At 55.1% G+C, this 23,646-nt stretch carries 23 protein-coding genes and 1 pseudogene; 19 read left to right on the top strand and 5 right to left on the bottom strand.

Annotated elements, in window-relative coordinates; genetic code table 11:
* Positions 1-28: 28 nt before the first annotated feature.
* The 8 genes from NLK60_RS16600 (at position 29) to NLK60_RS16635 (ending at position 12,918) form a co-directional block, all read left to right on the top strand.
* Positions 29-1,705 carry a DUF8186 domain-containing protein gene (locus NLK60_RS16600; protein ID WP_254810592.1) on the top strand — a complete coding sequence of 559 codons (1,677 nt, stop codon included), beginning with the start codon at positions 29-31 and terminating at the stop codon, positions 1,703-1,705.
* An 86-nt stretch (positions 1,706-1,791) separates the two neighbouring features.
* A complete protein-coding gene (locus NLK60_RS16605) occupies positions 1,792-2,541 on the top strand; it encodes a hypothetical protein (protein ID WP_254810593.1) in 750 nt (249 codons plus the stop codon).
* Positions 2,541-3,683: a TrbL/VirB6 family protein gene (locus tag NLK60_RS16610; RefSeq protein ID WP_254810594.1), complete on the top strand. Its 1,143-nt coding sequence runs from the start codon at positions 2,541-2,543 to the stop codon at positions 3,681-3,683. Before NLK60_RS16605 ends, NLK60_RS16610 begins: the two co-directional genes overlap by 1 nt.
* Complete coding sequence (locus tag NLK60_RS16615; RefSeq protein WP_254810595.1) at positions 3,684-4,784, top strand: TraC-like domain-containing protein; 1,101 nt, start codon at positions 3,684-3,686, stop codon at positions 4,782-4,784.
* Positions 4,781-6,919 (top strand): VirB4 family type IV secretion system protein, encoded by a 2,139-nt coding sequence (locus NLK60_RS16620; protein WP_254810596.1) that lies wholly within the window; start codon positions 4,781-4,783, stop codon positions 6,917-6,919. Before NLK60_RS16615 ends, NLK60_RS16620 begins: the two co-directional genes overlap by 4 nt.
* A 280-nt stretch (positions 6,920-7,199) precedes the next feature.
* Positions 7,200-10,529, top strand: coding sequence for an ATP-binding protein (locus tag NLK60_RS16625; protein WP_425499084.1), 3,330 nt, complete (start codon positions 7,200-7,202; stop codon positions 10,527-10,529).
* Positions 10,526-11,410 (top strand): bifunctional DNA primase/polymerase, encoded by an 885-nt coding sequence (locus NLK60_RS16630; RefSeq protein WP_254810533.1) that lies wholly within the window; start codon positions 10,526-10,528, stop codon positions 11,408-11,410. The genes NLK60_RS16625 and NLK60_RS16630 overlap by 4 nt, the downstream gene beginning before the upstream one ends.
* Complete coding sequence (locus NLK60_RS16635) at positions 11,407-12,918, top strand: primase-associated protein (RefSeq protein ID WP_254810534.1); 1,512 nt, start codon at positions 11,407-11,409, stop codon at positions 12,916-12,918. Before NLK60_RS16630 ends, NLK60_RS16635 begins: the two co-directional genes overlap by 4 nt.
* Positions 12,919-13,088: 170 nt before the next feature.
* Here NLK60_RS16635 and NLK60_RS16640 read toward each other — a convergent pair whose 3' ends face one another.
* The 3 genes from NLK60_RS16640 to NLK60_RS16650 all read right to left on the bottom strand — a co-directional run bounded on the left by NLK60_RS16640 (position 13,089) and on the right by NLK60_RS16650 (position 14,437).
* Positions 13,089-13,367, bottom strand: a complete 279-nt coding sequence (locus NLK60_RS16640; protein WP_254810535.1) for a HalOD1 output domain-containing protein — start codon at positions 13,365-13,367, stop codon at positions 13,089-13,091.
* Between the two features lie 24 nt (positions 13,368-13,391).
* On the bottom strand, positions 13,392-13,754 hold the full coding sequence (locus tag NLK60_RS16645; RefSeq protein WP_254810536.1) for a DUF7344 domain-containing protein: 363 nt from the start codon (positions 13,752-13,754) through the stop codon (positions 13,392-13,394).
* A 161-nt stretch (positions 13,755-13,915) separates the two neighbouring features.
* The gene (locus tag NLK60_RS16650; protein WP_254810537.1) at positions 13,916-14,437 is read right to left on the bottom strand and encodes an Lrp/AsnC family transcriptional regulator; all 522 of its coding nucleotides are present in this window, start codon (positions 14,435-14,437) and stop codon (positions 13,916-13,918) included.
* 222 nt (positions 14,438-14,659) lie between these two features.
* Between NLK60_RS16650 and NLK60_RS16655 the strand changes: the two genes are divergently transcribed.
* The 10 genes and pseudogenes from NLK60_RS16655 (at position 14,660) to NLK60_RS19815 (ending at position 19,752) form a co-directional block, all read left to right on the top strand.
* Positions 14,660-15,304, top strand: a complete 645-nt coding sequence (locus tag NLK60_RS16655) for a helix-turn-helix domain-containing protein (protein WP_254810538.1) — start codon at positions 14,660-14,662, stop codon at positions 15,302-15,304.
* A gap of 87 nt (positions 15,305-15,391) precedes the next feature.
* Complete coding sequence (locus NLK60_RS16660) at positions 15,392-15,799, top strand: HalOD1 output domain-containing protein (RefSeq protein ID WP_254810539.1); 408 nt, start codon at positions 15,392-15,394, stop codon at positions 15,797-15,799.
* A 734-nt stretch (positions 15,800-16,533) separates the two neighbouring features.
* Complete coding sequence (locus NLK60_RS16665) at positions 16,534-16,977, top strand: DUF8030 family protein (protein WP_254810540.1); 444 nt, start codon at positions 16,534-16,536, stop codon at positions 16,975-16,977.
* A 138-nt stretch (positions 16,978-17,115) separates the two neighbouring features.
* A pseudogene (locus NLK60_RS16670) lies at positions 17,116-17,272 on the top strand (DUF7342 family protein); the annotation flags it as partial.
* Positions 17,256-17,408: a hypothetical protein gene (locus NLK60_RS16675; RefSeq protein ID WP_254810598.1), complete on the top strand. Its 153-nt coding sequence runs from the start codon at positions 17,256-17,258 to the stop codon at positions 17,406-17,408. The pseudogene NLK60_RS16670 and the gene NLK60_RS16675, both read left to right, overlap by 17 nt.
* Before the next feature lie 42 nt (positions 17,409-17,450).
* Positions 17,451-17,621, top strand: coding sequence for a hypothetical protein (locus NLK60_RS16680; protein WP_254810541.1), 171 nt, complete (start codon positions 17,451-17,453; stop codon positions 17,619-17,621).
* Positions 17,622-17,843: 222 nt separating this feature from the next.
* Positions 17,844-18,134, top strand: a complete 291-nt coding sequence (locus tag NLK60_RS16685; protein ID WP_254810542.1) for a DUF8069 family protein — start codon at positions 17,844-17,846, stop codon at positions 18,132-18,134.
* Positions 18,134-18,469, top strand: a complete 336-nt coding sequence (locus tag NLK60_RS16690) for a DUF7558 family protein (protein WP_254810543.1) — start codon at positions 18,134-18,136, stop codon at positions 18,467-18,469. The genes NLK60_RS16685 and NLK60_RS16690 overlap by 1 nt, the downstream gene beginning before the upstream one ends.
* A 463-nt stretch (positions 18,470-18,932) precedes the next feature.
* Positions 18,933-19,544 (top strand): hypothetical protein, encoded by a 612-nt coding sequence (locus tag NLK60_RS16695; RefSeq protein ID WP_254810544.1) that lies wholly within the window; start codon positions 18,933-18,935, stop codon positions 19,542-19,544.
* A complete protein-coding gene (locus NLK60_RS19815) occupies positions 19,522-19,752 on the top strand; it encodes a DUF8150 family protein (RefSeq protein ID WP_484555227.1) in 231 nt (76 codons plus the stop codon). Before NLK60_RS16695 ends, NLK60_RS19815 begins: the two co-directional genes overlap by 23 nt.
* Before the next feature lie 311 nt (positions 19,753-20,063).
* Here NLK60_RS19815 and NLK60_RS16700 read toward each other — a convergent pair whose 3' ends face one another.
* Positions 20,064-20,282, bottom strand: a complete 219-nt coding sequence (locus NLK60_RS16700; protein WP_254810545.1) for a HalOD1 output domain-containing protein — start codon at positions 20,280-20,282, stop codon at positions 20,064-20,066.
* Between the two features lie 686 nt (positions 20,283-20,968).
* Here NLK60_RS16700 and NLK60_RS16705 point away from each other — a divergent pair.
* Positions 20,969-21,817 carry a DNA-binding protein gene (locus NLK60_RS16705; RefSeq protein WP_254810546.1) on the top strand — a complete coding sequence of 283 codons (849 nt, stop codon included), beginning with the start codon at positions 20,969-20,971 and terminating at the stop codon, positions 21,815-21,817.
* Positions 21,818-22,302: 485 nt separating this feature from the next.
* Here the strand turns inward: NLK60_RS16705 and NLK60_RS16710 are convergent, their stop codons facing one another.
* Complete coding sequence (locus tag NLK60_RS16710) at positions 22,303-23,376, bottom strand: AI-2E family transporter (RefSeq protein ID WP_254810547.1); 1,074 nt, start codon at positions 23,374-23,376, stop codon at positions 22,303-22,305.
* Positions 23,377-23,646 lie beyond the last annotated feature (270 nt).

Here is a 23,646-nt window from a genome sequence, read left to right on the forward strand (position 1 = left end):
TCCGCTCGTGCATCACATTCGTCCTCACATGGTTGCGGTGCTCGCTCTCGTTACCGTCACGCTCGCGTTTGCAGGGGTGACTGCCGTGAGTGCCGACTCTCCACCACGACCGGGCACTGACGACAGTGACTTAGACGTCAACGAGACGGCGACGCTCTGGTCGAAAGAATCGAATGAGTGTCTCAGTGATACCGAGTACGAAGAGCGATACGATGAACAACGAACGGCCATGCAGGAACTCGGCAATTGCACGGATATCACGTTCAAAGAACCTCCAGATACCGCTGAACGCTGGACCGCATACGATTACGAGTCACTCGAGGGTGGAAATGCAGAGACTTCGATCTATCCTACTCATGCAGAGCTAACAGATTCTGTCCTCATCGTCGATGCACACGCGACGACGTTCTCGATCCAGCCGTCGACGAGAACACATCTTGATGCAAATGAGACTGTCCACTACATCGCTCCGGAAGGCGAACTCCGTGGATTCGTTGATTATCGTGTTCGTCTCGACAGCAACTCGTCAATCCAAGACCACGGAATCGACGAAGTCCGCCTCTTACACGATGGCGACGTGGTCGAGACCACAGGAGGAACACAGACTCCAACATTCGAATATGCACTCGATCGTGGTGGCCCGGCAACACTCACACTCGAGGCGGATATCAACGCTCGAGTCGAACGCGATCGTGGCAATGAGACGGAGGTCATCACCGACCAGGTGACCGTCTCTCAGGACCTCGATGTGGAGGTTTACGATCTACGGGCGTCGATCTACCACGCATCGTATCCAAACGGCGACAGCGGTGTTGCCATCTATCAGACCCAGCCGTGGCATGGGTACACGCTTTCCGATGATGGTGAGGCGAACGTCCGTGGTGTGTGGCGATACTACACGGCTCGAGATACCAACTGGGACGATCTGATACACTCGAGCCGGGATGGCCAAGAGACGATACAATCTCACGCCCTTCCTGTATATGTCCACGCGTATCCATCCGAGCTGGGCCCACGTTCAGAACCCATCCGTGATGGCCCCGACATTCTCGAGGTCTGGGGGACAGAGAGTTCGTCTCCAGAACTCTCGATTCACGAGAACGTCGACATCGATGTCGTCTCTGAGACGTACACCCGTTCTTCTGGGCTTGCTCTCCGTTACGATGGCATCGATCGAGATGCTATCAGAGTCGACGGGATTGTTCGCGGTGTCTCAGCAGAAATTATTGAACCCGATGGAGGGTCGGAACGGGAGATACGCGGGAGTGACCTCTCTGTCGAAATCATCGAATCGAATGCGACTGCGGTGACGTTGCAGATCGAGCTTCGTGATGCTGAGACGGGAGCACCGATCATGCTCGAGAGTCCGTTCGACGATCCTCGATTCTCACTGATTGGCGCTACGTCGCGTGAGGGCTACATTACGATCGACGATCAGCAGGTGCAAACGAACACAGCTGGTACTGCTGAGATAACTGTCCACCAGCCAGGTATCTACACCGCAGAGTATCATCCCGGTTCGTGGCGCTCGCATAACCCTGCCTATATCGGTGATACAGCCACAGAAACGTGGCATCCGTTGGCCACCCCGACAGGCTGGTTCACACTGTTAGTCGATCTTATCCGATATGCCATTCCCTTTGCGGTCGCCCTGTACGCAGCGAAGCGGATCGGCTCGTTCTTGAAAATGAGAGACACGTTATGACAATTCAACAGACATCACTCGATAGACGCACCGTTCTTGGAAGCATACTCGTCGGGATCACTACTGGACTTGCTGGTTGTTCTGCGTTGAGTGATTCTGATGACGATGATTCGTCGACAAACTCCAGTGGAGACGTTCTCCAGAGCGTCGCGGTCGAGGGACTCGAGCTTGTGGTTGAACTCGAACGGGATGCGGTTGACCAACTGAACCTTATCGATCCCTCTGGCGAGTTGTTTGCCCAACAAACGATTGAATCGGGGGTGTCCAAAACTGCGATCGAGATTGGGACCGACTATCCTGTTGGCGAATACGAACTCATTGGGCTTGCAGACGAGGAGACCGTTGAGACGACGTCGATTACGCTCGAACCGGACCTCGAGTTAACAGAACTCCGGTTGGCCAGGAATTACCCCGAGGAGATGTACGAGGGTGCGAGAGACTCCAGTACGGAAGCAGAGGCGATACTTACTGTGACGAATCGGGGAACTGGGCCGACCGCAGCTACCGCGCTTCGGTTCGAAGGTGATGTCCCCTTCCCGTCACATGAGAGCTACGATGAGGCGGGTGAGAGTGGGATCCATGATCCGGAGAGCGACTTTGGAGCGGATGCAGAGTCAATAGCTCTACCTGCAGGAGAGACGGTACTCATCTACAGCAACACGCGCCCCTTTTCGCCAGCGGGTACACGATCAAAATGCGATTCGGTTGGACGGGACGGTCAGTTCATCGTTCGTCTCTCTACAACCCATGCCATAGATCTCACTCTTGACTACGTTATCCACTATCTTGGTACCGCTCCCGATGATTGTGAGATCGAAATTGAGGAGCTATCGTAATGTCGTGGTCACTCTCGGATATCGGGATCAAGTGGTTCGAAGACGCAGTTGACAAACTCATCGAATGGTTTCAGGAGGGGTTGGCAGATGGATATGAGGCCGTCACGGCACAAGTTTTCGGCACGCCAACACCGGAGACGGATGGCGCCTTCGTGTTCGGTCAGCCGTCGAACACACCGTGGGAAGAAATTCACAACAATCTCGTTGCTGGGGAGATCATGCTCGTTTCCCTGTTGTTGCTCGTGATGTGTGTCCAGGGAAGGCATACGATCCGGATCTTCAATATCGGCAGCGCGTACGAGACGCGAAAGGCAAAGCGCAGTGCCTGGACGGGTGCGTTCCTGATTGTAACGTGGTATTGGGTCGCTGTGTTAGCTCTCTATCTCGTCGACGGCTTCACCATTGCCCTCCTTCCAGATATCTCGACGGTAACAGATACTATGATCGACTTGCTCCGTTTGACCGTTTCAAACCCAGCTCTAGCTCTCTTCCTCACTGGAGTTGGAGCTGTCGCCATGTGGATCTTACAGGCGCTGTTCTTCCTTCGCGAGATTCTATTGTACATCTTGATCTATGCGATGCCTATCGGTATCGCACTGGCCTATGGGAATCTTCCTGTCGTCTCTCACATCGCCCGCACGGTCTGTATGAAGTTCGTGCCACTCGCGATTATGCCGATCCCGGTAGCGCTATTGTTCAAAGGGTATGAACTCCTGTTCAGTGAGGGGACAGACTCGACACTCGTTCCGGATAGTTCGTTTCTGAGTTATCTCATTGCGGTTACACTGCCGCTTCTCTCGATTCTCATCGTCTGGAAGCTGTTCAAGTATGCCAGTCCGATGACGACGAAAATCATCGGAGCGACGACGAAAGGGGCCGTGACAGCCGGTGCAGTCGTTGGTGCGGGAGCGGTCGCAGGCCCCGCTGCGGCGGCGACAGCGGCAACCTGGGGTCCGAAGGCGGCTGCAGGCTACACAGTCGCCTCGAAAGTGCGTCAGCGAGGCAACTCACCACAGTCATCTGGCAACTCGAGCACCGCTAGCGGAGGACGAACCGACCACGATAACGTTGCGACAGATGCGTACGGCCAAGAAGGCGTCCCGGCGTACCGTCGCACCGAGAACGATCCGGGGTATTACTGAATGACACGAGATCACGATGCAGCTGGCCGTCGAATCATGGATGAGCTGGGTGAAGAGAGTCGCATACCGATTCTGAACATCGAGGAGGGAGACGTCTATGTGCTCCTTGGCTTCCCGATCGCTGGCCTCCTCTTTGGTGGGCTCACGGGACTCGATGGTGCGATCTTACCGTTCGTCTTACTCGGTGTCGTCCTTGGTGGGTCGATCGTCTACGCGTCACCCAACCACCTCCCGGCGTCGACATGGCTGGGAGACGTCTACCGCCACTACTGCAAGCGGCCTCGGTTTACGTACAGCACGGAGGCCACAGCAGAGTCCACTGAAGCGAGTACCGAGGGCGGACTCGTGAGCTATACGCCGTTCAAACCGGACGAGCGAACACAGGACCTCACGAACATCAGGCGAGCGTGGCCTGGTGCCGGTGCAATCGAGCGCTCAGATGGCGCGATGGAAGCCTACCTCGAGATCGATCCTGGGAACATGGACTTCGCGATGTCCGGCGACTGGGCGCAGATCCAGCAGCTTGGAGAGGAGTTCGCGAACAAGGAACTCGAGTTCACGCTCAAATTCCACGCCACGACGCGGTCGTTCCCGGTCGAGAAACTGATCGCCAGGATCGATGGGCGGCTCACTGACAGTGACGTCAAGCAGAATCCGATCTTCAAGGAGTTACTCGAGGAGTATCGCGAGCAACGTCCACGAGACCTCGAGGGAACCCAACAGGTACGGTATTTCATCGGCGTCGAAGTCGACCCTTTCGAGGTCTACGATCGGTACCAGGACGAACAGTCGCCTGCTGAAAAACTCACCTCGTTTCCGGTGGTTGGCTTCCTGTTCAACCCGTTCGTGACCCGTCGCAACGACATGACCGACGCGGAGATCCGGGCGGCCATGTTCGACAAACTCGAGAATCGGTGCCACGGTCTCCAGACGGAATTCATCCAGAAGGCAGCAGGGTGGTCGGCTCATCGACTGACGACGGTCGAACTGTTCGTCCTCTCAATGGACTTTTGGAACGGCGAGGAACACGAGTACGACGACGGAGCCGATGCGATCCGTGAGCATCCAGTGATCGACCATCAACGGAGGGTCGATCAGTGATCGACGCACTCTCCGATCCAGGGACACAAGCTGGCCTTGCCCTCTATATCGGTGCAACGGCATTGTTCACGCTTCTCGTGAAGCTGGCGTGGGACCGCTGGCGTGCCGAGGACGTCGAAGAAGTCGAACTCGCCGATCTCCTCGAGGAGACGACCATAGAAGACGGCCTCGAGGAAGGTCAGATCCTCGACGACATTGCCGAACATCATCAACACGTCGTCGCGCCGGCGGCGATCGAGTGGGACACGCGTACCGCTCACGTCGGTGATCAGTGGACGTCCACACTCTACGTCGCGGATTATCCGGATTACCCGAAAGACGGCTATCTGACCGAACTCTTCGAGCTCACGGACGTCGAGTTCGATCTGACGATCCACATCACACCAAAGAGTCAGCAACAAGCTCGAGACGAACTCCAGCGAGTGGCTGACGACCTCCAGGCCGATGCTGACCTCGAGAGTACTGTCCGTGGGAGCTATCTCCAGGAACGAGCCAATGAGGCGCTATCGACGTACAAGAGCGTCGAGAACGGGAGCCGGGTGTTCAAGCAAGGAATGTTTATCACGGTTCGATCGGAGTCACGTGATCAGCTTCGTGACGCCGTCCGGACGGTTCGGAGCCGGCTTCGTGAACAACCCGCTGGACTCTCGCCAAAGACAGCCATCTGTAAGCAAGACCTTGCTATCCAGGCTGCAGCTCCGATCGGTTCCAATCCGTTCGGTCGAGAGGCCACAGCACTCGGTGGTGCGGTCGGTGCGTTGCTCGCGTCGCCACACAATGCCACGATTCTCGAGGACGGTGGCGTCGAGTTCGGCGTTCACTGGAAGAACCAAAGCCCGGTCGTCATCGATCCGTTCGCTCGAGAGAACGGCTATGCGATGTTTACGATCGGTGACCCAGGATCTGGGAAATCGTTCGGCTCGAAGCAGAACTTCATCCGCTCAATCGAGCAAAGCGAGGACCGTATCGGGATCATCCTCGAGCCACTGAACAACTGGGCCGGTGTCGCCGAAGCCCTCGGTGGCGAACGAATCACAATCGGCGGGGATATGGGGCTGAACCCGCTCGAGATCAAGCCGACTCCCGAGCGTGTCCAACGGGCAATGGGGAAGGACGCCAGCCCATACCGTGAAAAGCTCGATAGTGTGATGAGCTTCCTCTCGAACTACTTCGCGCTTCGGGGAATCACGCTCGGTGACCGTCGCACAACGTTGGAGACCGCGATCGAACGTGCATATACGCGCAACGGAATCACCGACGATATCGCGACGCATCACAATGAGAGTCCAACGATGCGGGACGTCCTCGATATCCTCGAGGAGATGGTCGAGACGCCGACGGAGTACGTCGTACGGACTGACGAGGAAGCGACGAAAATTGGGGAAGACGCGACGTGGCTCATCGATCAACTTCGTCCGTTCGCAGAAGACGGCCGGTACGAGAATCTGGGCCGAGAGACAGAGTTCGACATCCGCGACGAGAAGGTGATCTATCTCGACCTCGCCCAGCAGGAGGGCAGTCTCGGTGGGAGCACGAGTCTCATCATGCAGTTGCTAATTTCGCTAGTCTATGAGCGTGCGAAGGAGACGGACAAAGAGGTCGTCTTCGTCATCGACGAGGCCCGGTACATCATGCAGGATGCGGCGAGTCTCGAGTACCTCGAGATCGTCTTCCGTCATCACCGCCACCACAACCTCTCGATTCGCCTCGTCACCCAGACCGTCGACGAGTTTTTCCAGCATCCAGAGTCCGAGGCAATCATCGACCAGTGTGCGATCAAGCAGTTCCACCACCTCGACGGGATGGACCACGAGTGGGCCAACGAGTTCGGCCTCAACTCGGCACAGATGCGCTTCGTCCAGGAGGCTGTTCCCGGAAACGACCGAACCGGCTATTCGGAGGCGCTCGTCGGCGTCGACGGTGAGTGGCGCGGAATCGAAGTTCGAGCGATGGAAGACGAGACGGCAGTGATCGACTTCGATCCAAAAGCCCAGTCTCAGACTGAGTTGCCCGGCCGTTCAGCAGACACACCTACAGAGCTATCTATGAATACTAATCCAGCGACTTCACACCAAGTATCAACTCCACCACAGACTGATGGCGGTAAGCACGGAGGTGAATCGAAACATGAGTAGTAGTGAGTATTTGAAAGTGACTCCGACGTCGGGACCACTCCGTCGGTCGGATATTCCGGCAGTTCTTGAGAGCCTTCATAAACTGTCGAACCCAGCGGCAGAGAGTTTCTGGAACCGGGTGAGGCCCAGAGTGGACACAGCTCCACCAACGTTCGAATTCCTCGCCGTCTCTGCAGGTCCTGATGCTCCAGTTGAGTTCTACTACGGGGTCAACCAAGAAGAACATCTCAACACGCTCGAGAAGCGTCTCAGGTCGATTTACCCGACTACGTTCACGGTTATGCGAACAGAACTCGATCTTGAGGCAGTCCTCATACCTGAATCCGACTTGGCGGAGGGAGATCTCGAGTCTGAGGAACAGGGGGCATTGGATCGAGAGGATATTCGAACTGATTCGGGAGAGACTGATTTGGAAGATTCCGATGAAGGTGACGTAGAAGACGAACCCCCGACCCCCTCTCCACTGGGGGTCGAGTGGCTCGGTAAAACTGGGCGCAAAGAAGACTGGATGACGACCATCGCGCCGTTTGTCGTCGACGAACCCGATGAAGAGTACGAATCAGAGCGACCACCGCTTTCGGCCGTTGTTGAAGTCCTCCATGAAATGACTGTCCCCACTGTTTATCAGATTCTCTGGCAGCGCAAACCTGACTGGCGGGATGATGCTGAAATCCGAAAAATGAATCTCAAGGAGGGACGCGATACCTGGGCCGAAGACCTCATCGGCTCGTGGCTCGAGCCTGTCGATGCAGATCCTGCAGATCGAGAGCTATCTCAGGAGACAAAAAACCGTATTCAGAGAATCGACAGCAAACACCCGCGTCGAACGTTCACTGTCAATGCTCGAGCCGTTGCAATGGCTTATGACGGCGATGTTGAGATCCGCGCAGAACTCGAGCAGCTGAAGGCAGCACTCCATCCACTCGACGGTCCGTTTTACGAACTCTACGGACGCCGTATCCGAGAGAAAGGATTCCTCGATCGGCAGAAAGCCAAACGAGCTCAACGCCATCTCGAGCGCGTTCTCAACGGAGAGATGATCGCTGGTAGCGGGAAGAAGCGGCCAGATTTCGTGTTCAATGCGGACGAACTCGCAAACGTGATCGTTGTCCCGAGCGCCGAGGATTTGACTGTCGAGGGCTCTCGTGGAGCGCGTTCAGAGCAGCGCAGCCGCAATCCACTGCCACGACCGAATCCCGATTTGATGGCACAGTTCCGTGAGGGGATGGCGATCGGATATGCACTTGATGAAAATAGTACTATCCAACCAGACCCGATACGGATTCCGCCAAATCTCTTAACAAGACACTACGGAAGGTTTGCATCGACTGGAGGCGGAAAGTCGAAAGCAATCATCAATGATGCGCTGGCTCTCAGGGAGACGACAGGTGGGCCGGTTATTATCGTTGATCCGAAAGGCGATGGAATGTGTGAGAACTATCTTCGCTGTCACTATACCCGATTCAACGGATTGGACAACACCTATCAGTTCTGTGTCCCCGAAACCCTCCCTGCTTTCTCTTTCTTCGATATTCGTTCGACACTTGATGCGGGATGGAGGCGCGAGGATGCGATCCAAGACAAGGTCGATCACTTCCACGACATCATGCGGATGGTCATGGGTCGCAAACAGTATGAACAGGCGTTCGTCGCCAACGAGATTCTCAGCTACCTCATCAAGGCGCTCTTCGACGAGGAATACGGTAGTGACGCCTTCGGCCTCGATGATCTCTTTGCGGCTGCACTCCAGATGCAACGCGAGCGGACAGTCCCGCCTGTCGCTGCCGAGAACCAAAATGTCGAGGAGTCGCTTACGCGCCACTTCGAGAAGGATGACCGTCAATTCCAGATCTCGATGGACGCCGTCGGGAACCGCCTCGATAAACTAAGAGAAGACGCGCACCTACGACGTATCTTCAGTCACGTTCCGGAACAGGGCGATGATGGCGAATACATCGACAACCGATTCGATTTCCACGAGTTCCTCGACGAAGATGCCACAATCTTGTTCGACTTGGGTGATCTCCGTCCGGAGGCTCAGCGAGCAATTACACTCCTTCTGTTGAGTAACCTCTGGGATGCGGTTCGGGTGCGTCGACGTGATGGGAAGACAGACTACGAGAATCTCACCAACCTCATCATCGAGGAGGCAGCCCCCGTCGCCTCGACGAAACTCGTTTCCGAGCAGCTGCTTCCCCAGGGTCGGTCGTTCGGCCTGAGCATGGGACTGGTGATGCAGTTCCCCGGACAGGTCAGGAATCGAAGCGAGCGTGCCTACGACGAGGTCCTCAACAACATCAAAACGAAGCTTATCGGGAACATCTCCATCGAACGCGACCTCGCCGAGTCGCTGGCCCACGAAGACCTGAGCCCGACTGATCTCCGAAATCGGGTCAACACGCTCCCCAGCGGAGAGTGGATCGCGCAACTCCCGAGCCCGTCATTCGGGGAGACGGGTCCAGCCCCGTTCTCCGTGAAGCCGCTCCCGATAGCAGCCGGCCATCCAGAGAGCGATGAGCCACTCTCTGTCGAACAGGAGGACCACTTCGAGACCGTAGCCCTCCCTCAACTGTCGGAGCGAACACAGACCCAGTACGGGCTTGCTGAGGGGGCAAGCGAATCAGAGGCAGCCGATAATGAAGGATGGGGAAGTAGACCGAACGATGCACGGTCGACATCCGCAGAATCGGATAGCCCTGTGGACTCGACGCAGTCGTCGTTTATCGGACAAGCAACCAGTGGTTCAGCAGCTGATGAAGAGAAAGAAGCGGACTCCACCAACTTACTGTTTGGAGATCCCGAGTCAACTGCGTCAGAAGAGCCAGCCGCTGAAGCGGAGGAGACAACTGTCGACGAGAACAGATCGTCACCAGTACAGGCTGGTGGTGTAACCGTCTCAGATGACGAGCTTCGACGGCGCGGGCTCACTCACGACGACGTCCGATTCCTGACTCGCATCCTCGACGTGATGAATGGTGACTCCCCGGACTACACGCTCTTGGATTCGATGAGTGCGTTCAAGAACGACTTTGACGACCTGGACGTGCAACGACTCGTCGATCAAGACCTGCTGGAGGAAGGACGAGCATGCGGTCGGAAGTACTACACCGTCCTTCCGGCAGGGCGTGAACTGCTCGGCCAAAAGCTCAAGGTCGGCCCTGGTCAGGGGGATATCGGTGAGAAGACGCCGCACAAGGTCGGTGTGAAGCTGCTCGAACTGTGGTTAGAAGCCCGCGACGATGTCGAGAAGGTCGAACCATACTACGAGTACGATGAGGAGACGGTGTTCGACGTTGCCGGTCTCGATGCTGACGGAGAACTCGTGTGGGTCGGTGAAGCCGAACTCGCGAGTAATAACAAACACGCTCCGGTCAACGACTACGACAAGCAGAGTCGGGTGGACGCAAACGTTGTCTGGGCGTTCAACAGACGCGAGACCGCCGTGGAGGTATTAGACCATCTCGCAGAGGCCGATCGGATAGAATACAGTGTGAGTGGCCGTGCAGCCCGATCGTTCTCCGACATTCGAGAGGCCGTTGAATCGTTCGATGCAGCTGGGCTGACGACGATTCGGAGCTTCAACAAACTCGATCAGGAGTTCAATTCATGACGTGGCGCCAGGCGACTCGCGAAGAGATCTACAGGTACTACGCCGAGGAGTTCCCCTCGTACCGTGACGAGCTCCCGTCGTTCATCACAGCGAAGGGGCCAAAACAGTACGCGCTTGCGTTTCGAGGCCCCCACCCGGTACGGAAAGATGGAGTCCCAGACAAGGACTTCATCCGAAGAGATACGTGGCAGACGAACGTCTCAGGTGAGCGGATCACGGCGGCGTTCCACGACTTCGACGATGTCCTTGAGTTCATCCGCCATCCAGCACGAAACGATCCACTCGGTCGGAGTGACTTCGCGCTCGCAGATCCCGACTTGCTCGACACACCAGACCCGTGTCCTGATGCAGTCTACTACGCACTCGATCATTGGGAACGGCCGTGGGTGCTCCTCGTCGATATCGACGCAAAAACGATCGCCCGAGAGCGAGCAACGCAAGCAGTATCGGACGAGGATGTTTCGGAGGATAGCGAGACACTACTCGATGCTGCGGGGATTCTCGAAGCAGACCCAGCAGGCTACCCGTATTCCTTCGAGGATATCGAACGGGCCATCGAGTACGGCTTCGAGGTGCGAGAGATCTTCGAGGACGACTTCAACGCCGAAGACACAATGGTGGTGTACAGCGGCCAGGGCGTTCACGTCTATCTCCTCGATACTGACCCCGCTCATCGGTACGACGCCAAGAGTCGAGAAGTGCTGAACGACCTTCTACAAGACACCTACGAGATTCCCATCGATCCAGTGGTTACCGCCGATCGTCGGAGGGTCGCCCGGCTACCCTACTCGTTGCACGCTGACGTCTGTAGTATCGTCACGCCGATTGAGAGCCCGGACTTCGACGTTCGGTCTGCGACACCGGAGGTGCTCCAGTCATGACTCAGTCGACGCCTGTCAAGGACGAGCGTACCGCCTATCGCGTTGCGACGCTCCCGCTGGAATACGGCACGACGCGGATAAACCAGCTGTTCACGCGGGGCTACAATCGCTACATCGTCGACGGCGAAGATCAACCAGCAGATCTGCTGAACGACCTCGAGCGGTTCGGAACGGCGGCGTTCAAAGAAAACATCAGGACAAACGCTGCAGAGGAACCGTTCGTCGACGAACCGGGAACACTCGCCGTCCTCGCGACGTTGAGCGCGATCTGCGTCAAGGCACACCCGAAGTTCGAGCACGCTCCACCGCGAAAGGTGCAGGTTCTCTACGATATTCGAGAGTTGTACGTCAATAATCTCGCCTCCCTCCTTCGAGAGTTCGGTGATGGGAGTCTTCAACAGAATATCGCAGAGGTGCTGTACGCGAAAGCCCCCGGAGAGGATGGTCCACACCCCGGCCGTGTTTGTACAGGAATCAAAGAAATGCCCGAGTTCGGTGGTGGGTTGTACCTCGAAATCCCGATGGCTGCGGCGTCGAGGAATTGCCTCGTTCACGCCGACACCGAGACAGGAGAGGCCGGGGAACTGCTCACTCGCGTCAAGAACAATCGCCTCCACGTGCCAGTCGGTGATTTCGATACGAAGTATCGCGAGTACGCCAGACGTGCGTTCAAGAAGCTCCTGCGAGTCCAAGAGGAGAACCTCTCCGAAGACCAGCTCACGTGGCTGACGACAAATGAATCAGCCATCACAGAACGCATCGATCGCTTCATCGAGACGGGACACCACGAACGAATCTGGCGAGACTGGGACCCCGGTGAGCGAACTATTCGTGTGCTACGGGAGGCAATTCGAGACGCTCCAGACGAAGTCGCCATGCTGGGAGAGTTCCACTCGGCGAAGGATCTGTTTGAAGCAGTGGAAGCGTACGATCCGGAAGCGGACTGGAAGCGGGACGTGTGTAATCGTATCTCGAGTCCACGAAGTCTCGGAAATCTCCTTGCATCCCAGCGCGACCACCGGAGCCTCACTATCCGACAGCACGGAAATACGAACCACTATCGGATTCAGGAGTCTTCGCGAGGCGTCCAGCCACTCTCCGTCGAGTCAATCGAGGATCTGTTTGAACTTCCTTGTATGGCGAACATGGCCGAACGCCTCCGCGAAAAGAAGCCAGTCCGAAAGGATCTGTACAGCTTTGCTCGGATGGTGATGTGGCTGCCCCAGTACCAGGACAGTGACCTCGAGACGATTGTCGCGGATCTCAAGGACATCTTCTCACGATGGCCGTGGTACGACGAACAGGTCACCGACTACCAGATTCGCTACGAGTTCTCGAATACGATTGGTGGCGACACCCCGCTTCCGATGAACTGCGACAACGACGATATGCAGCGGTACTGCATCGGGCAGGAGCAGTGCCCATACTCCATCTGGGGAAGTCTCCCATTCCCAGACGAAATGTACGACCAACTGAATGAGGCCGAATCCACTGGAGAGGAGTTCTAGCTCTGCTGAGAACCAATTGGATGTGATTAAAGCGGCTCCGTTGAAATTATCAATTATAAAGCGTTCGCTGAAGCCATGCTGAATAGAGTGCGCCAATCTCGCACAACAGTAACCCCTGGCGTGGGCATTAGATTCGTTTAAACTGAGGGTCTATTCACACCGGAACAACATTACTCAGGATCGCTGAGACGGATAGTTCCGTCACTGAAACTGCCACGTTCTCGTACTGGAACGTGACTTCTCCCTTCAGACTCCGATCGGCCTGGATTGGGGCGAACAGGATCGAGTGCGTCCAGGTCGATAACCGGGTACAGCGGGTCGAGATCAGTCGATTCGACCTCATAGAACGTTGCGACGGCATCGACGACTCGCAGAGACACGGAACCACTCGTTGGGTCGAACGCCGACTCGAAAATCATCGTCTTCGTTTCGTCATCAGCATGTGCCATACCAGCCGAAGGCCGTAGCCGAGCTTATGGCTGTTCGCTCGGCGGTTCGGTCCAGAGATCCGCCCGGCGTGCCGGCTCCAAGAAGGGGTCTAGGGAAACGGTGTCGTCGGTGAGGGCGATTTCCCCGGGGTTGGACTCGTAGGTTATGACGCCGAGATCGGCGAGCTTCGGCAGGTGCACGTGATACAGGGCCGTGCGCATCTCGGTGAGGGTGGCGTCGTCGACGACGTCCGGGGTGCTATCGGTGCGCCAGGCGGCAACCCGAGTGGTGAGACGGTCGAAAGAGACTGGAGTCTCCTGCTCGGAGAGGTAGTACAGGACGTACCGACGAACGGGGTCTGCCAATGTGGCGAAGGTGTCGGTTACCGCCTCGGTTGATTCGGCCATACCCTGGCAAAGACGTGCTCACGAATAACCCCTTCTTTACAGTTAATAATACTATTTGAAAAATTCAATCGAACCCGGTTATGGGTGGATATATTGAAATCCAAACGCGGTCTGAAAGCCGATGGACGTGGCCGGATTTGAAATTGTCAAGTGGTTCCCTGCTATCCTTGAACAGTGGACGAACCGTCGTCGGTGTCGTCGTCCTGGTCCGCGTCGGGGCCCGTCCGTGGATAGAAGTGATCCCATGGCTGGCCCTGCGTCTCAGAGATGATCTCAGAGCTGTTGATCGTCATGCCCAAGGCCGCCAGTTCGTTGCGGATCTCTTCGATCTCCCCAACCGTGCCAGCGACGACCTCGACGTGGACATTCCGTTCGCCTCCAAGCAAATCCCGGGTGGTCACCACACCACGAATGTCGAGGATCTGTTCGGCCAGTGTGTCCAGCTCATTCGGATCAACCGTGCAAACGAACATGACATGGAGAGGGTAGCCCGCTTGCTCGTAGTTGATCTCGGGGTGGTAGCCCCGGATCACGCCCTTATCTTCGAGTTTGTCGAGGCGATTCCGGACCGTCGTTGAGGTCACATCTACCTTTTCAGCGATCTCCGTATCTGTTTGGCGGGCGTTTAGCTGGAGTTGGTGCAAGATGCTCCGGTCCACGTCGTCGATTTGAAGGTCGTCCATATCGTGTCCTTGGACGGGCCAACTGAAAAGTCCGCATGAGCCCTTAACTAGCATAGATGAAAGCAGTCCGTCCAATAACTCCGCACACCTATCTAACGGCTGTTTCAGCGGGAAAGGTGTCAATACCACAGGATTTCAACAGAGCCATTATATGAGTCTTGACTCAGAGAACCAGTCGCTCGATACAGTCTTTGCCTTGACGACCCAATAGAAGAACTCTACATGGCAACGGTAGCTGAGTTCACACTCGCAGCCGACGAATTCCCCTTAGGAACCGTCTTCGCTAACCTACCAGACGTGACCGTTCAGCTCGAACGAGTTATTCCAGACCCAAACGGTGTTATACCGTACTTCTGGGTGCGGGGTACTGACTCTGATAGTATCGTGGAACAGTTTTCCAAGCATCCGGGTGTCCGCGACATTCAGTTGGTTGATAGTGCTGATGACGAGTACCTCATGCGTTGCATGTGGATTTCAGAGTACGACAGTGTTCTCGATGCACTCATCGCACCAGAGGTTGTACTACTCTCAGCAATCGGCACAGCGACAGAGTGGACGTTTGAGCTACGCGGAGAAACTCGAAAAGCCATCGCAGAGTTTCGAGAGTACTGCCACGATCACGACGTGCCGGTGACCCTTACTGAACTTCACGCACTGAGACCCCTCGACGCTCAACACGGACTCACCGATACACAGCGCGAAGCGCTCATCCTCGCGTATGAATGTGGATACTTCGAGTCGCCACGTGAAACTACGCTTGCGGAGATAGCCGAGGAACTCGGGATATCACAGCAGGCACTCGGCTCTCGGCTTCGACGTGGGAATCGACGACTCGTCGAACAAGCGCTCATCGAATCGCACTCGTAAGTAGCCGGTGCGATAGAGTATTTATACCCTGTTGTGGACGAAAGAGTCAGAGTCACCCCTGTCACGGTGCTATGGACGGGCAGGACTATGATTGACAAACAAGATTCTTCACCAGGCAAAACGACTCAGCCGAAGGTATCACCATCAGTCGAAAAGGAGGCTCTCGAAAGTAGCGTCTGCCAGTTTGAATCCTTCGAGCATTACCCTGATGAGAATATGTATCGGGCCATATTCGATGCCAACACCGTTTCTCCGAGTACAGCAGTAATTGGTGTGATATCAGCAGTTTCCGACAAAGATCCGCTCGATATCGACCCGCTGTATTCGTCTATCGACCCTGATGCGTTTGATACGCTCATGTCTCATCAGTCGATCGCTGATGGAGACGTCCATGTCGCATTTGAGCTGGCTGGATACGACGTCACAGTCAGCAGCTACGGTAGTGTTACGGTTCAAACACCCCAGAAAGACATTACGACTGCAAAAGGTGACTGATAGTGAAATTGCCACCCGCTGCTATCGTGTACGTGTGGATGGAAGAGACCCACCCCGAGTTTGGAACACACGAACCACCTGCCTCTGCAGCGGAGCAACCAGCCCGGTCGGTTGCACAAGACTAACTCGGTAGAACAGCTGTTCCACCTTCAGAATATATCAATTCCATAAGCGGATAGCTTCTCCAAGGTCCTGACGCCGACAAACCAACCATAATATTTCCTATGCTTCTATGGGGGATGAAATCGAGGTTGTTAGAAAGCCCGTCATGCACTTTTCAGACCCTGTATTGCACGATTTGCGTAGAAAGAGCGGATTATTAGCAGTTACAGAATCTGTGCCGCTAATTGGTGTCAACCGGTATTGCCTAAAATCGTTCTCAGATTTCTCTCTATTCCCCGATTTTGCTGGTTTCAGCTACTCGTCAAGGGCAATTCTCGTCGATTGTCTCCGCTGCATTTCGTCGAAGACATCAATAGTGTCTGAGAACAGCCCGACGGACCTATCGCCAAATCTAAGCGGGTTTCGTTTCTCCCTGCACCTCCAGAATTATCCAAAGGAAGGCTAGGGTACACCGGTGCAAATGCCGCTGGCTCTCTCCGGCCGAGGGGCCATCAAACGACGAGCGTTTACAGCAAATATATCAGAAGTCACTCATTGGATAATGATGCGATTCGCGGTGGAGTTTGTCGCTCCCGAGAGGGGCGAGGGGCTATCACGCCTACTCAACAACCATGTCTTCAGAACACGAGCAACAGCGATCACGACCACCTGGCGAGCAAACGAAACAACCGAGCGAAGAACCGTGGGCAGATCTCGAGCTGACGCTCCCACACACCAGAAGTCCGACTGCCGTCGTCTCATTTGTCGAGTGTGTACTCGTCGAACTCACCCACGAAGACGTCGGAGCCGAGTTCATCTCGGCGAGCATTGCAGGAGTGAAGCGAACACAGTTCATCGCCGTCGACGACGTCGGTGAGGAATTCAAGAAGCGATATCTCGACGAACGACTCGGTTGGCACGAAGCAACAGTTAGCCGCAAAGCAGTTCGCGACGAGCTGGTCAATCGCCTCTCACAGCGGCCGTCACTGATCGATGAGGTAGGTCAGAATGACGTCGTCACCGCTCAAGATAGATTCCAGGTGAAACCAGTTCGGGAACTTCGAGTTCAAAAATAGATTCTTAACCAACACGAACCCAATTATCACGCCTGTTGTTGGTTAAGTCTAATTGATGATAGAGGCATTCCAGTCTACACTACGGTGGGAACGATTCCTCGAAGCAAGACCGACACCGACAGCCACACAAGAACGAGCATGTCCAACAGCGAGTCCCCAGATGATGTCCCTCATTCGAGGACGCGTTTCGCGGTGACGATGTCGAACAACGCGTCTACGGGACAATCCCCAGACTCGTGGTCCGATGACACCGAGTGTCATTGCCAGGCGAGCTAATCGTGACGACGCCGACGCTGCTGTCGGTATTTGTCCGAACAGGTCAATTGACGCCTGCTGAGGCACTCACCGTCCTCGAGGACATCAGCATCGCTCGAAGTTGGAACGCGAACAGCTACGTCCGCGGGCACGCTCATTACTTAAAAGATGCCTAGCGGCAAAACCCTCATACCACTGTGATCGGAAGCGACACACAAGTGACGTCCGACAACGACTCCTCAGCGACGGTCGACAAAGAAGTCCGCCGACTGTACGAGCGGTATCAGGCGGCCGAGAGCGACGCCAAACGTCACGAGATCGCCCTCGAGATGGGGAAGCTTGACGGACGCCGCCACGCAGACATTTACGCAGCGCTCGAAGACGAGTGACTCAACAGGGTTCTCAGCGCCTCCTTAGCTATCGACGGCTGTTTTACTATCCAGTGACGAGGCCCCGTAACCAAATGACCATCACGACGTGTTTTGGCTTGGTCCATGATCTAATCGACAGTCAAGCCATGAACCGTGTGGGACGAACAGGACACCCTCGATAGCCTGTTTTTCTGCGCTAGAAGGCGTGCAGCGCGCGTTAGCGTGCTCAATGTGATTTGCATGGCCAAACCTGACCTCAACGACGACACGAGTGCCGACTACGAACAGTTCGAGGCCGAACTCCTCGCCCAAGATCAAGACGCCGTCCGCGTTGGGACGGCGGACATGGACGATTCGGAGGCCCGTAACCTGGTCAATGACCTCATCGACGCGGGCATCGTCATCCCAATCGCTGAAAAGCGCGTGCTCGTCCACGAACCCAGTAGTGAAGCGTTCGAATTGATTACCCAGCTTGCTGTCTTCCACAAAGGCTGGACGGCCGCTTGCGACACCAGCGAGGAGACGGCCTGATGCAGCAGACACTCTCCGGGTGTGCCTTCTGTAAGGCGCTGCCCGGTGCTGACGCTGGTGAGGCACACACGTGGGGGAAAGAAGAGCAGGTCACCCACCAGATCTGTGTCGACTGTGCAATTCAGGCGCAACCCGATCCCGATGAGCGCGATCACCACGCTTGCGACGGGTGTGGACTCGTCGTTGATACGCTTGCAGCACTCACCCGGTTCCGCGTGGAACTCGGACATCTCGAGGGGCCGCTGCAGCTTTGTGTTCGCTGTAGCCCCGATGGGCCCGCCACATACTGGACGCGCGAGCTCAAGGAGCACCTCGTAGCGGCGCCAGTGGAGTAGTCCCAGATTGTCATCTCTGTTGAAACACTTGGTGAGTTACGCGTTTGATCAGTAGTGTAACCGAATGCAGACTCTCCCGAGATCACGGTTACGATCGGTCCAATGTGACGCCTCGAACGACGTGGTTTCTCACGGCAAGTCGTCGCAGTCTAGTGATTTACCAAAGCCAAATGGATCTCTCGAATCAAGAACCACGATCGGGATCGACATCGATGAGAACGTGGATTCCTCCGAGAAAGCTGAGGCTCGCTCAGCGACGGCATCGGTGTGGAACCGAACGAAGCATTTCTTTCGGACCGATTCCGAATGACTTGCATGTTTTTCTGCGCCTTTGGGACCTGAAGCGCGCTTGCAGTGCGTCTATCAGAGCTACTTATGATATCACACATTGATCGATGGCCTATTCGCGATGATCGCCTCCGGATGCGTAGATATTCGGTTATCGGTTCCATAGGAGGATGCAATGGAACTCAGTGACGATACACTCGCAATCTCTCGAACCCTGTCCGAACTCGACAAGGACGTCATCGAGTTCATAACGGTGCTTGATTCGTGTGACGTAGACTACGTCATCGTCAGCGGGTATGTCGCAATTCTCACTGGACGATCACGTGCGACTGAAGACATCGACATCGTTCTCGAACGTCTCTCTGTAGAGGAAATGGACCGCTTGGTCTCCACGCTGAAAGACCGAGGATACTGGGGGATGGCCATGCCGCTCGATGAAATGTACTCCATGCTGAGCGAAGGTGACCGTATCCGAATCGCCGAGAAAGGAGAAATGTTCCCGAACTTCGAAACGTGGTTCGTTTCAAACGATGTCGAGCGAGAAGCACTCGAGGCGGCTCTGAGAGTGGAACTCAACGATAGTCAGATTCAGATTAGCCCAATCGAACTCCAAATTGCATACAAACTCCGCCTCGCTCAGCAAGCAGGGACACTGGACGGAAAAGACTTTGAAGATGCCTTACACCTTTACCTCACGTTCGAGGAACAATTTAAGGGTGAAGAACTCGAAGCGTACGTTAGAGAACTGGGTGTTGAAGAGTCATATGCTGAGCTCAGACGAGTTTGAAGAACATCACCGCCGTAACATCGAACAGCGACGCGCGTTTATCAAGCGGTGGGCAGAATACGTTCGAACTCACGATGACGCCGAGTGGTCACGTCAACAAAATACGCTCATCAACTCTCAACTAGAGTCGGCAAACGAACTGGCCTCCGATGGACAGACCGATCCCGTCCAGTTCACTAAGGCTCGAGACCGACGTCGTACTGAGTGAGATAGTTTTCCGTTGGCGAGTATGAGTGGCTGCGCTGACGAGGTCCACTACACGGACGAGCTCGTCATCCGATTCGACAACCACCAAGGCCCGCACGAACTTTATCTGAGTCCGACGACATCTGAAATCGATTTCCCCGGTCTTCAGCCGCTCTATCGTGCCTGGAAAGTCGCCGTCAGGATTTGTGACCAACACGGTCTCGAGCCCGCTGAGGCCGTCTTACAACTTGATTCGAGCGACCCTCGAGTATAGTGTTAGCTTTGTGGATTTTTCAGCCACACTCTCATGAAACATCTGGTCAGTACAGTTGCTTACTGATCGATCGTGATTGTGCCGCTATCTACAGTTATGTTGTATCCAAGATACTCAAACTGAATCTTACTTGATTCAGCAAGACGGTCCAGTGCATCAGGGTCAACGCTATCATATAGAGGTGGTAAGTCCAGTGAATCCTGTTCCTCTATTTCAGCCACTCTCTCTACAATTTCAATGGCTGGACTGGGCCATGTACTCGTCGTTAGATCCCCCATTAGAGATTTGATTTGACGGCCCTGCTTATAATTGAATCGTGAATTAAAGTAGGTAATTATAAACCATGGTAGTTAATACCTCCCGACAAATGAATCTTCTGCACTGACCGTCGGGAGCTTCAAACCGATCGTTCGGAGGGTGCCTCTTTGACTACGAAGAAAGCCCCTGACGCGCTCGAGTCCCGCGCCTCGCTGCGCTCCTCACACAGTTGCGGTGCTTGCGTCGTCGGGGTTCCCCGAGCAACGGAAGACGCTTCGCGACTTCCGAGCATCGCGAACGCAAACGTTCGCTCAACGCGTCAGCCCCTTTTGATCCCACCCACGTGGACCAATGAGCTGACTGTCGAAGGTGGTTGTTCCCTACTCAGAGACGGCACGTCCCGCTCGCCGCTTCTGCCCTCCACTCACTCTCGCTCTTCGGATGCCAGTTTTAAGCGCGCTTTCGGTCATCGCTCGCGCTCAGACGCGAAAACGGCTTAAAACTGGCCGCTCGCTCCGATTGAAGCGCCGCGCGTTACTGGTTGGATCTGTCATCGGAGCGTCTCGCTCGCGCCCTGACGGGCGCTTGCGAAGGCGCGAGCGAGACGCGTGTGATGGATGAGTTGGAGTGCGACGAGAGCCAGGGCTGGAGAGTCGTGGTGTCGGAAAGACGCCGAGTGAGCGCCTTTGGAATCCAATTAATTCCAATGTCTAGTAAGAAGTCGGTTAGTAAGGTCGTTTCGGTCGATGAACAAGCGTACGAGCAGGAAGTGGGTCGAGCAGAGCACGAGGACGTCGTCGACGAGACTCCGGAGTTTCGGGCCACGGTGGAGATGGAGATTCAGGCGAAGGTCGATGCGAACCACCCAGACGGGATCGTCGACACCAGCGAGGATCGGATCTACGGTGTGACCTTGGCCCAAGAAGAACGCATTCGGGCCAGAGAGGAAGAACTCGAGCGAATCAGTGCACAGGCAGCGTTCGGTCAACAGGAAGGACGAGCAGAGCGAACGAGAGTGGTAGTTGAACAGATGTGTCGGAATCAGCGGCCAGCCAAGGAAGTCGATCCTCGAGCGAAACTTGGACGAGCGACGTTGGGCCAGGTCAATAGACAGGCACAGCGGTTGTCAGAGAACGTCAACGGTGGGTACACAAGAGCGGTCATCGCGAAGCGGATCGCCAGTCGGGTTCTCGAGGGTGCGGACATGTTCGAGGCGGTGATGGATACGAAAGAAGAGATGCACCACGAGGCAGGGACGATCGTGCCGATCAGAAGGCTCGAGGAAATCAGACGAGGCGAGGTCACTGTGGAAGGTCGTGTACTCGAACTGTGGGAGCCCTCGAATCCGAGTATCCAGCAGGTTGGGTTGCTCGAGGACGAAACTGGTCGGACGAAGTTCACGATCTGGGCGAAGAGTCGACAAACAATGGTACAGGAGGGTGAGCGAGTGCGGTTCAGGTCGGCGGCAAAGAATTGGTACAATGGGCGGTGTTCGATCGCGCTGACTCACTGGTCGGAAATCATCTTCCCAGAGCGCGGTCGGTGGTGGGAGTAGCCGGACGAGCTCTTTTTTGCTGGTGCCCGATCACCCACTACCCACCGCCCCACCCACCTCCACGTTCCGGGCTGCTCACGGCCTACGGCCGTTTCACTGCCGGGCTTTCGCAAATATGTCTAAAATCACATCAGCTGGGTTTATTGACCCTCTCAGAAGATGATAGGTGCTGACTGCTGCATAGAGAGGATGGGTGCAACACAGACACCTACTTATTCCCGCCAATTGATTCTGAACTAGCCGGAAGAGAAACGTGCGAATGTATCGCCAGATAACCTTCCAGTTGCGACAGATTTTCGTAGGGACGTGCAAGAAACACAGTGCAAATCTAGCATAACAGCAATCCCTGAGTGTGGGAATTGGATTCGTTTAAGATGGAGGGTTTTCCCACCGAATTAGCCTCTCTCCAGATCACTGAGACGGATGGTTCTGTCACCGTTCATGGAAACCGCCACAGTTCTAGTACTGGAACGTGACCATTCCTTTCAATCGGGGAGAATCTTCGGTAGTTGGATCCGCAGAAATTGAATGGTGACAACCATGATGAACGGGCCGAGGAATATCCCATACCACCCAAAAATTGCTGGTCCCAGGAGATACGCGAACATGACCATCCCCGTGTGAAAGAGACGTCCGGAAAGGAAGGGCCGGACGTACGTCCGGATGATGTTGTCGAAGAGGACTCCCATCACTACGTAGAATACTATCGGGAACCAGATATATGACAAATTTGTTTGGAACGCTACGACAGTGAGATAAAGAACGATCGACCCATACAGCAGATTCCGACCGAGGAGTGGAATCACTGAAATCAGTCCAGTGACTAAACCGAGAAGTATCGCATGGGGGATTGCGAGACCTGGCGGAGCAACGAGATTCAACACGTTATAGATAAGTGCGGCCACAAGACCGATCACAATAATAGTAAGCGTATATCCAAAATAGACCGAAGCGAGCCCTCGATCAACCGCTCTCAAATATTCGTACACGTTTGACTCCCGCTTTACAATGGTGGATCGAAACCAGGAAGTGATTCTTCGCTCGTCTCGAATCAGGAAAAACGCGAAGATGAATGTGATCAATGCGTTGAATACTTGTCCAGTAAACGTCCCGACGAACCCGCTCACCAACGGAGCAAACGTGGCGATGGTTGGATCGCTCCGTAGGGTTTCAATGAACGCGTAGAGTTCATCCTCACTTGTGGGGAGTGTCTCTATATCAAGCCCGGGAAATAGCGTTTCCAGCACCCCTTCAACGTCCGTCGCCTCTATCGCTGCAAGCTCTGCAAGTAGTAAAACGATTAACACCCCCAGAACTGCGACGAATGGCAATATAACCAGACCAAGTGAAAGGAGAGCAGAGAGTCCCGGTGAAACGCCTTGCTGTTGAAGACGTCTGGCAACTGGCCGCATGACGTAGTAAAGGAAAAGTCCAAACACAATCCATCCAAGGTAGGTGTGCAACGTCACAACGAGGACAAGTGCAAGAGCGAGCGCGAAAACCCACCAGCCGATCGTCTCAGAGGGTCCCCCGCCGTTCGAAGAATCGCTCCATCTCATAAGATACGAAAATTATGGTTTGGATTCACATAAGTAGCGTCAATCTACCAACGGCTAATCGGTCAGCTACATCTCAAAAGCGGACAGCGTGGCTCAAATGAGTTTGTTCATGCGTATTCGAAACAGAGTGGTATTCAATTGATCATGTTTGGAGTGTAATTTCCATCCGGCTCCATAACCAGTTGGATTTATAGAATAATCTCAATGTAGGCGTGTGAGAATAAAATACTCTCGTGCCGGATATATCCTCTGCATGTTTTAGGCTAATTC

Source organism: Natronosalvus amylolyticus, assembly GCF_024298845.1.
Lineage (GTDB): Archaea > Halobacteriota > Halobacteria > Halobacteriales > Natrialbaceae > Natronosalvus > Natronosalvus amylolyticus.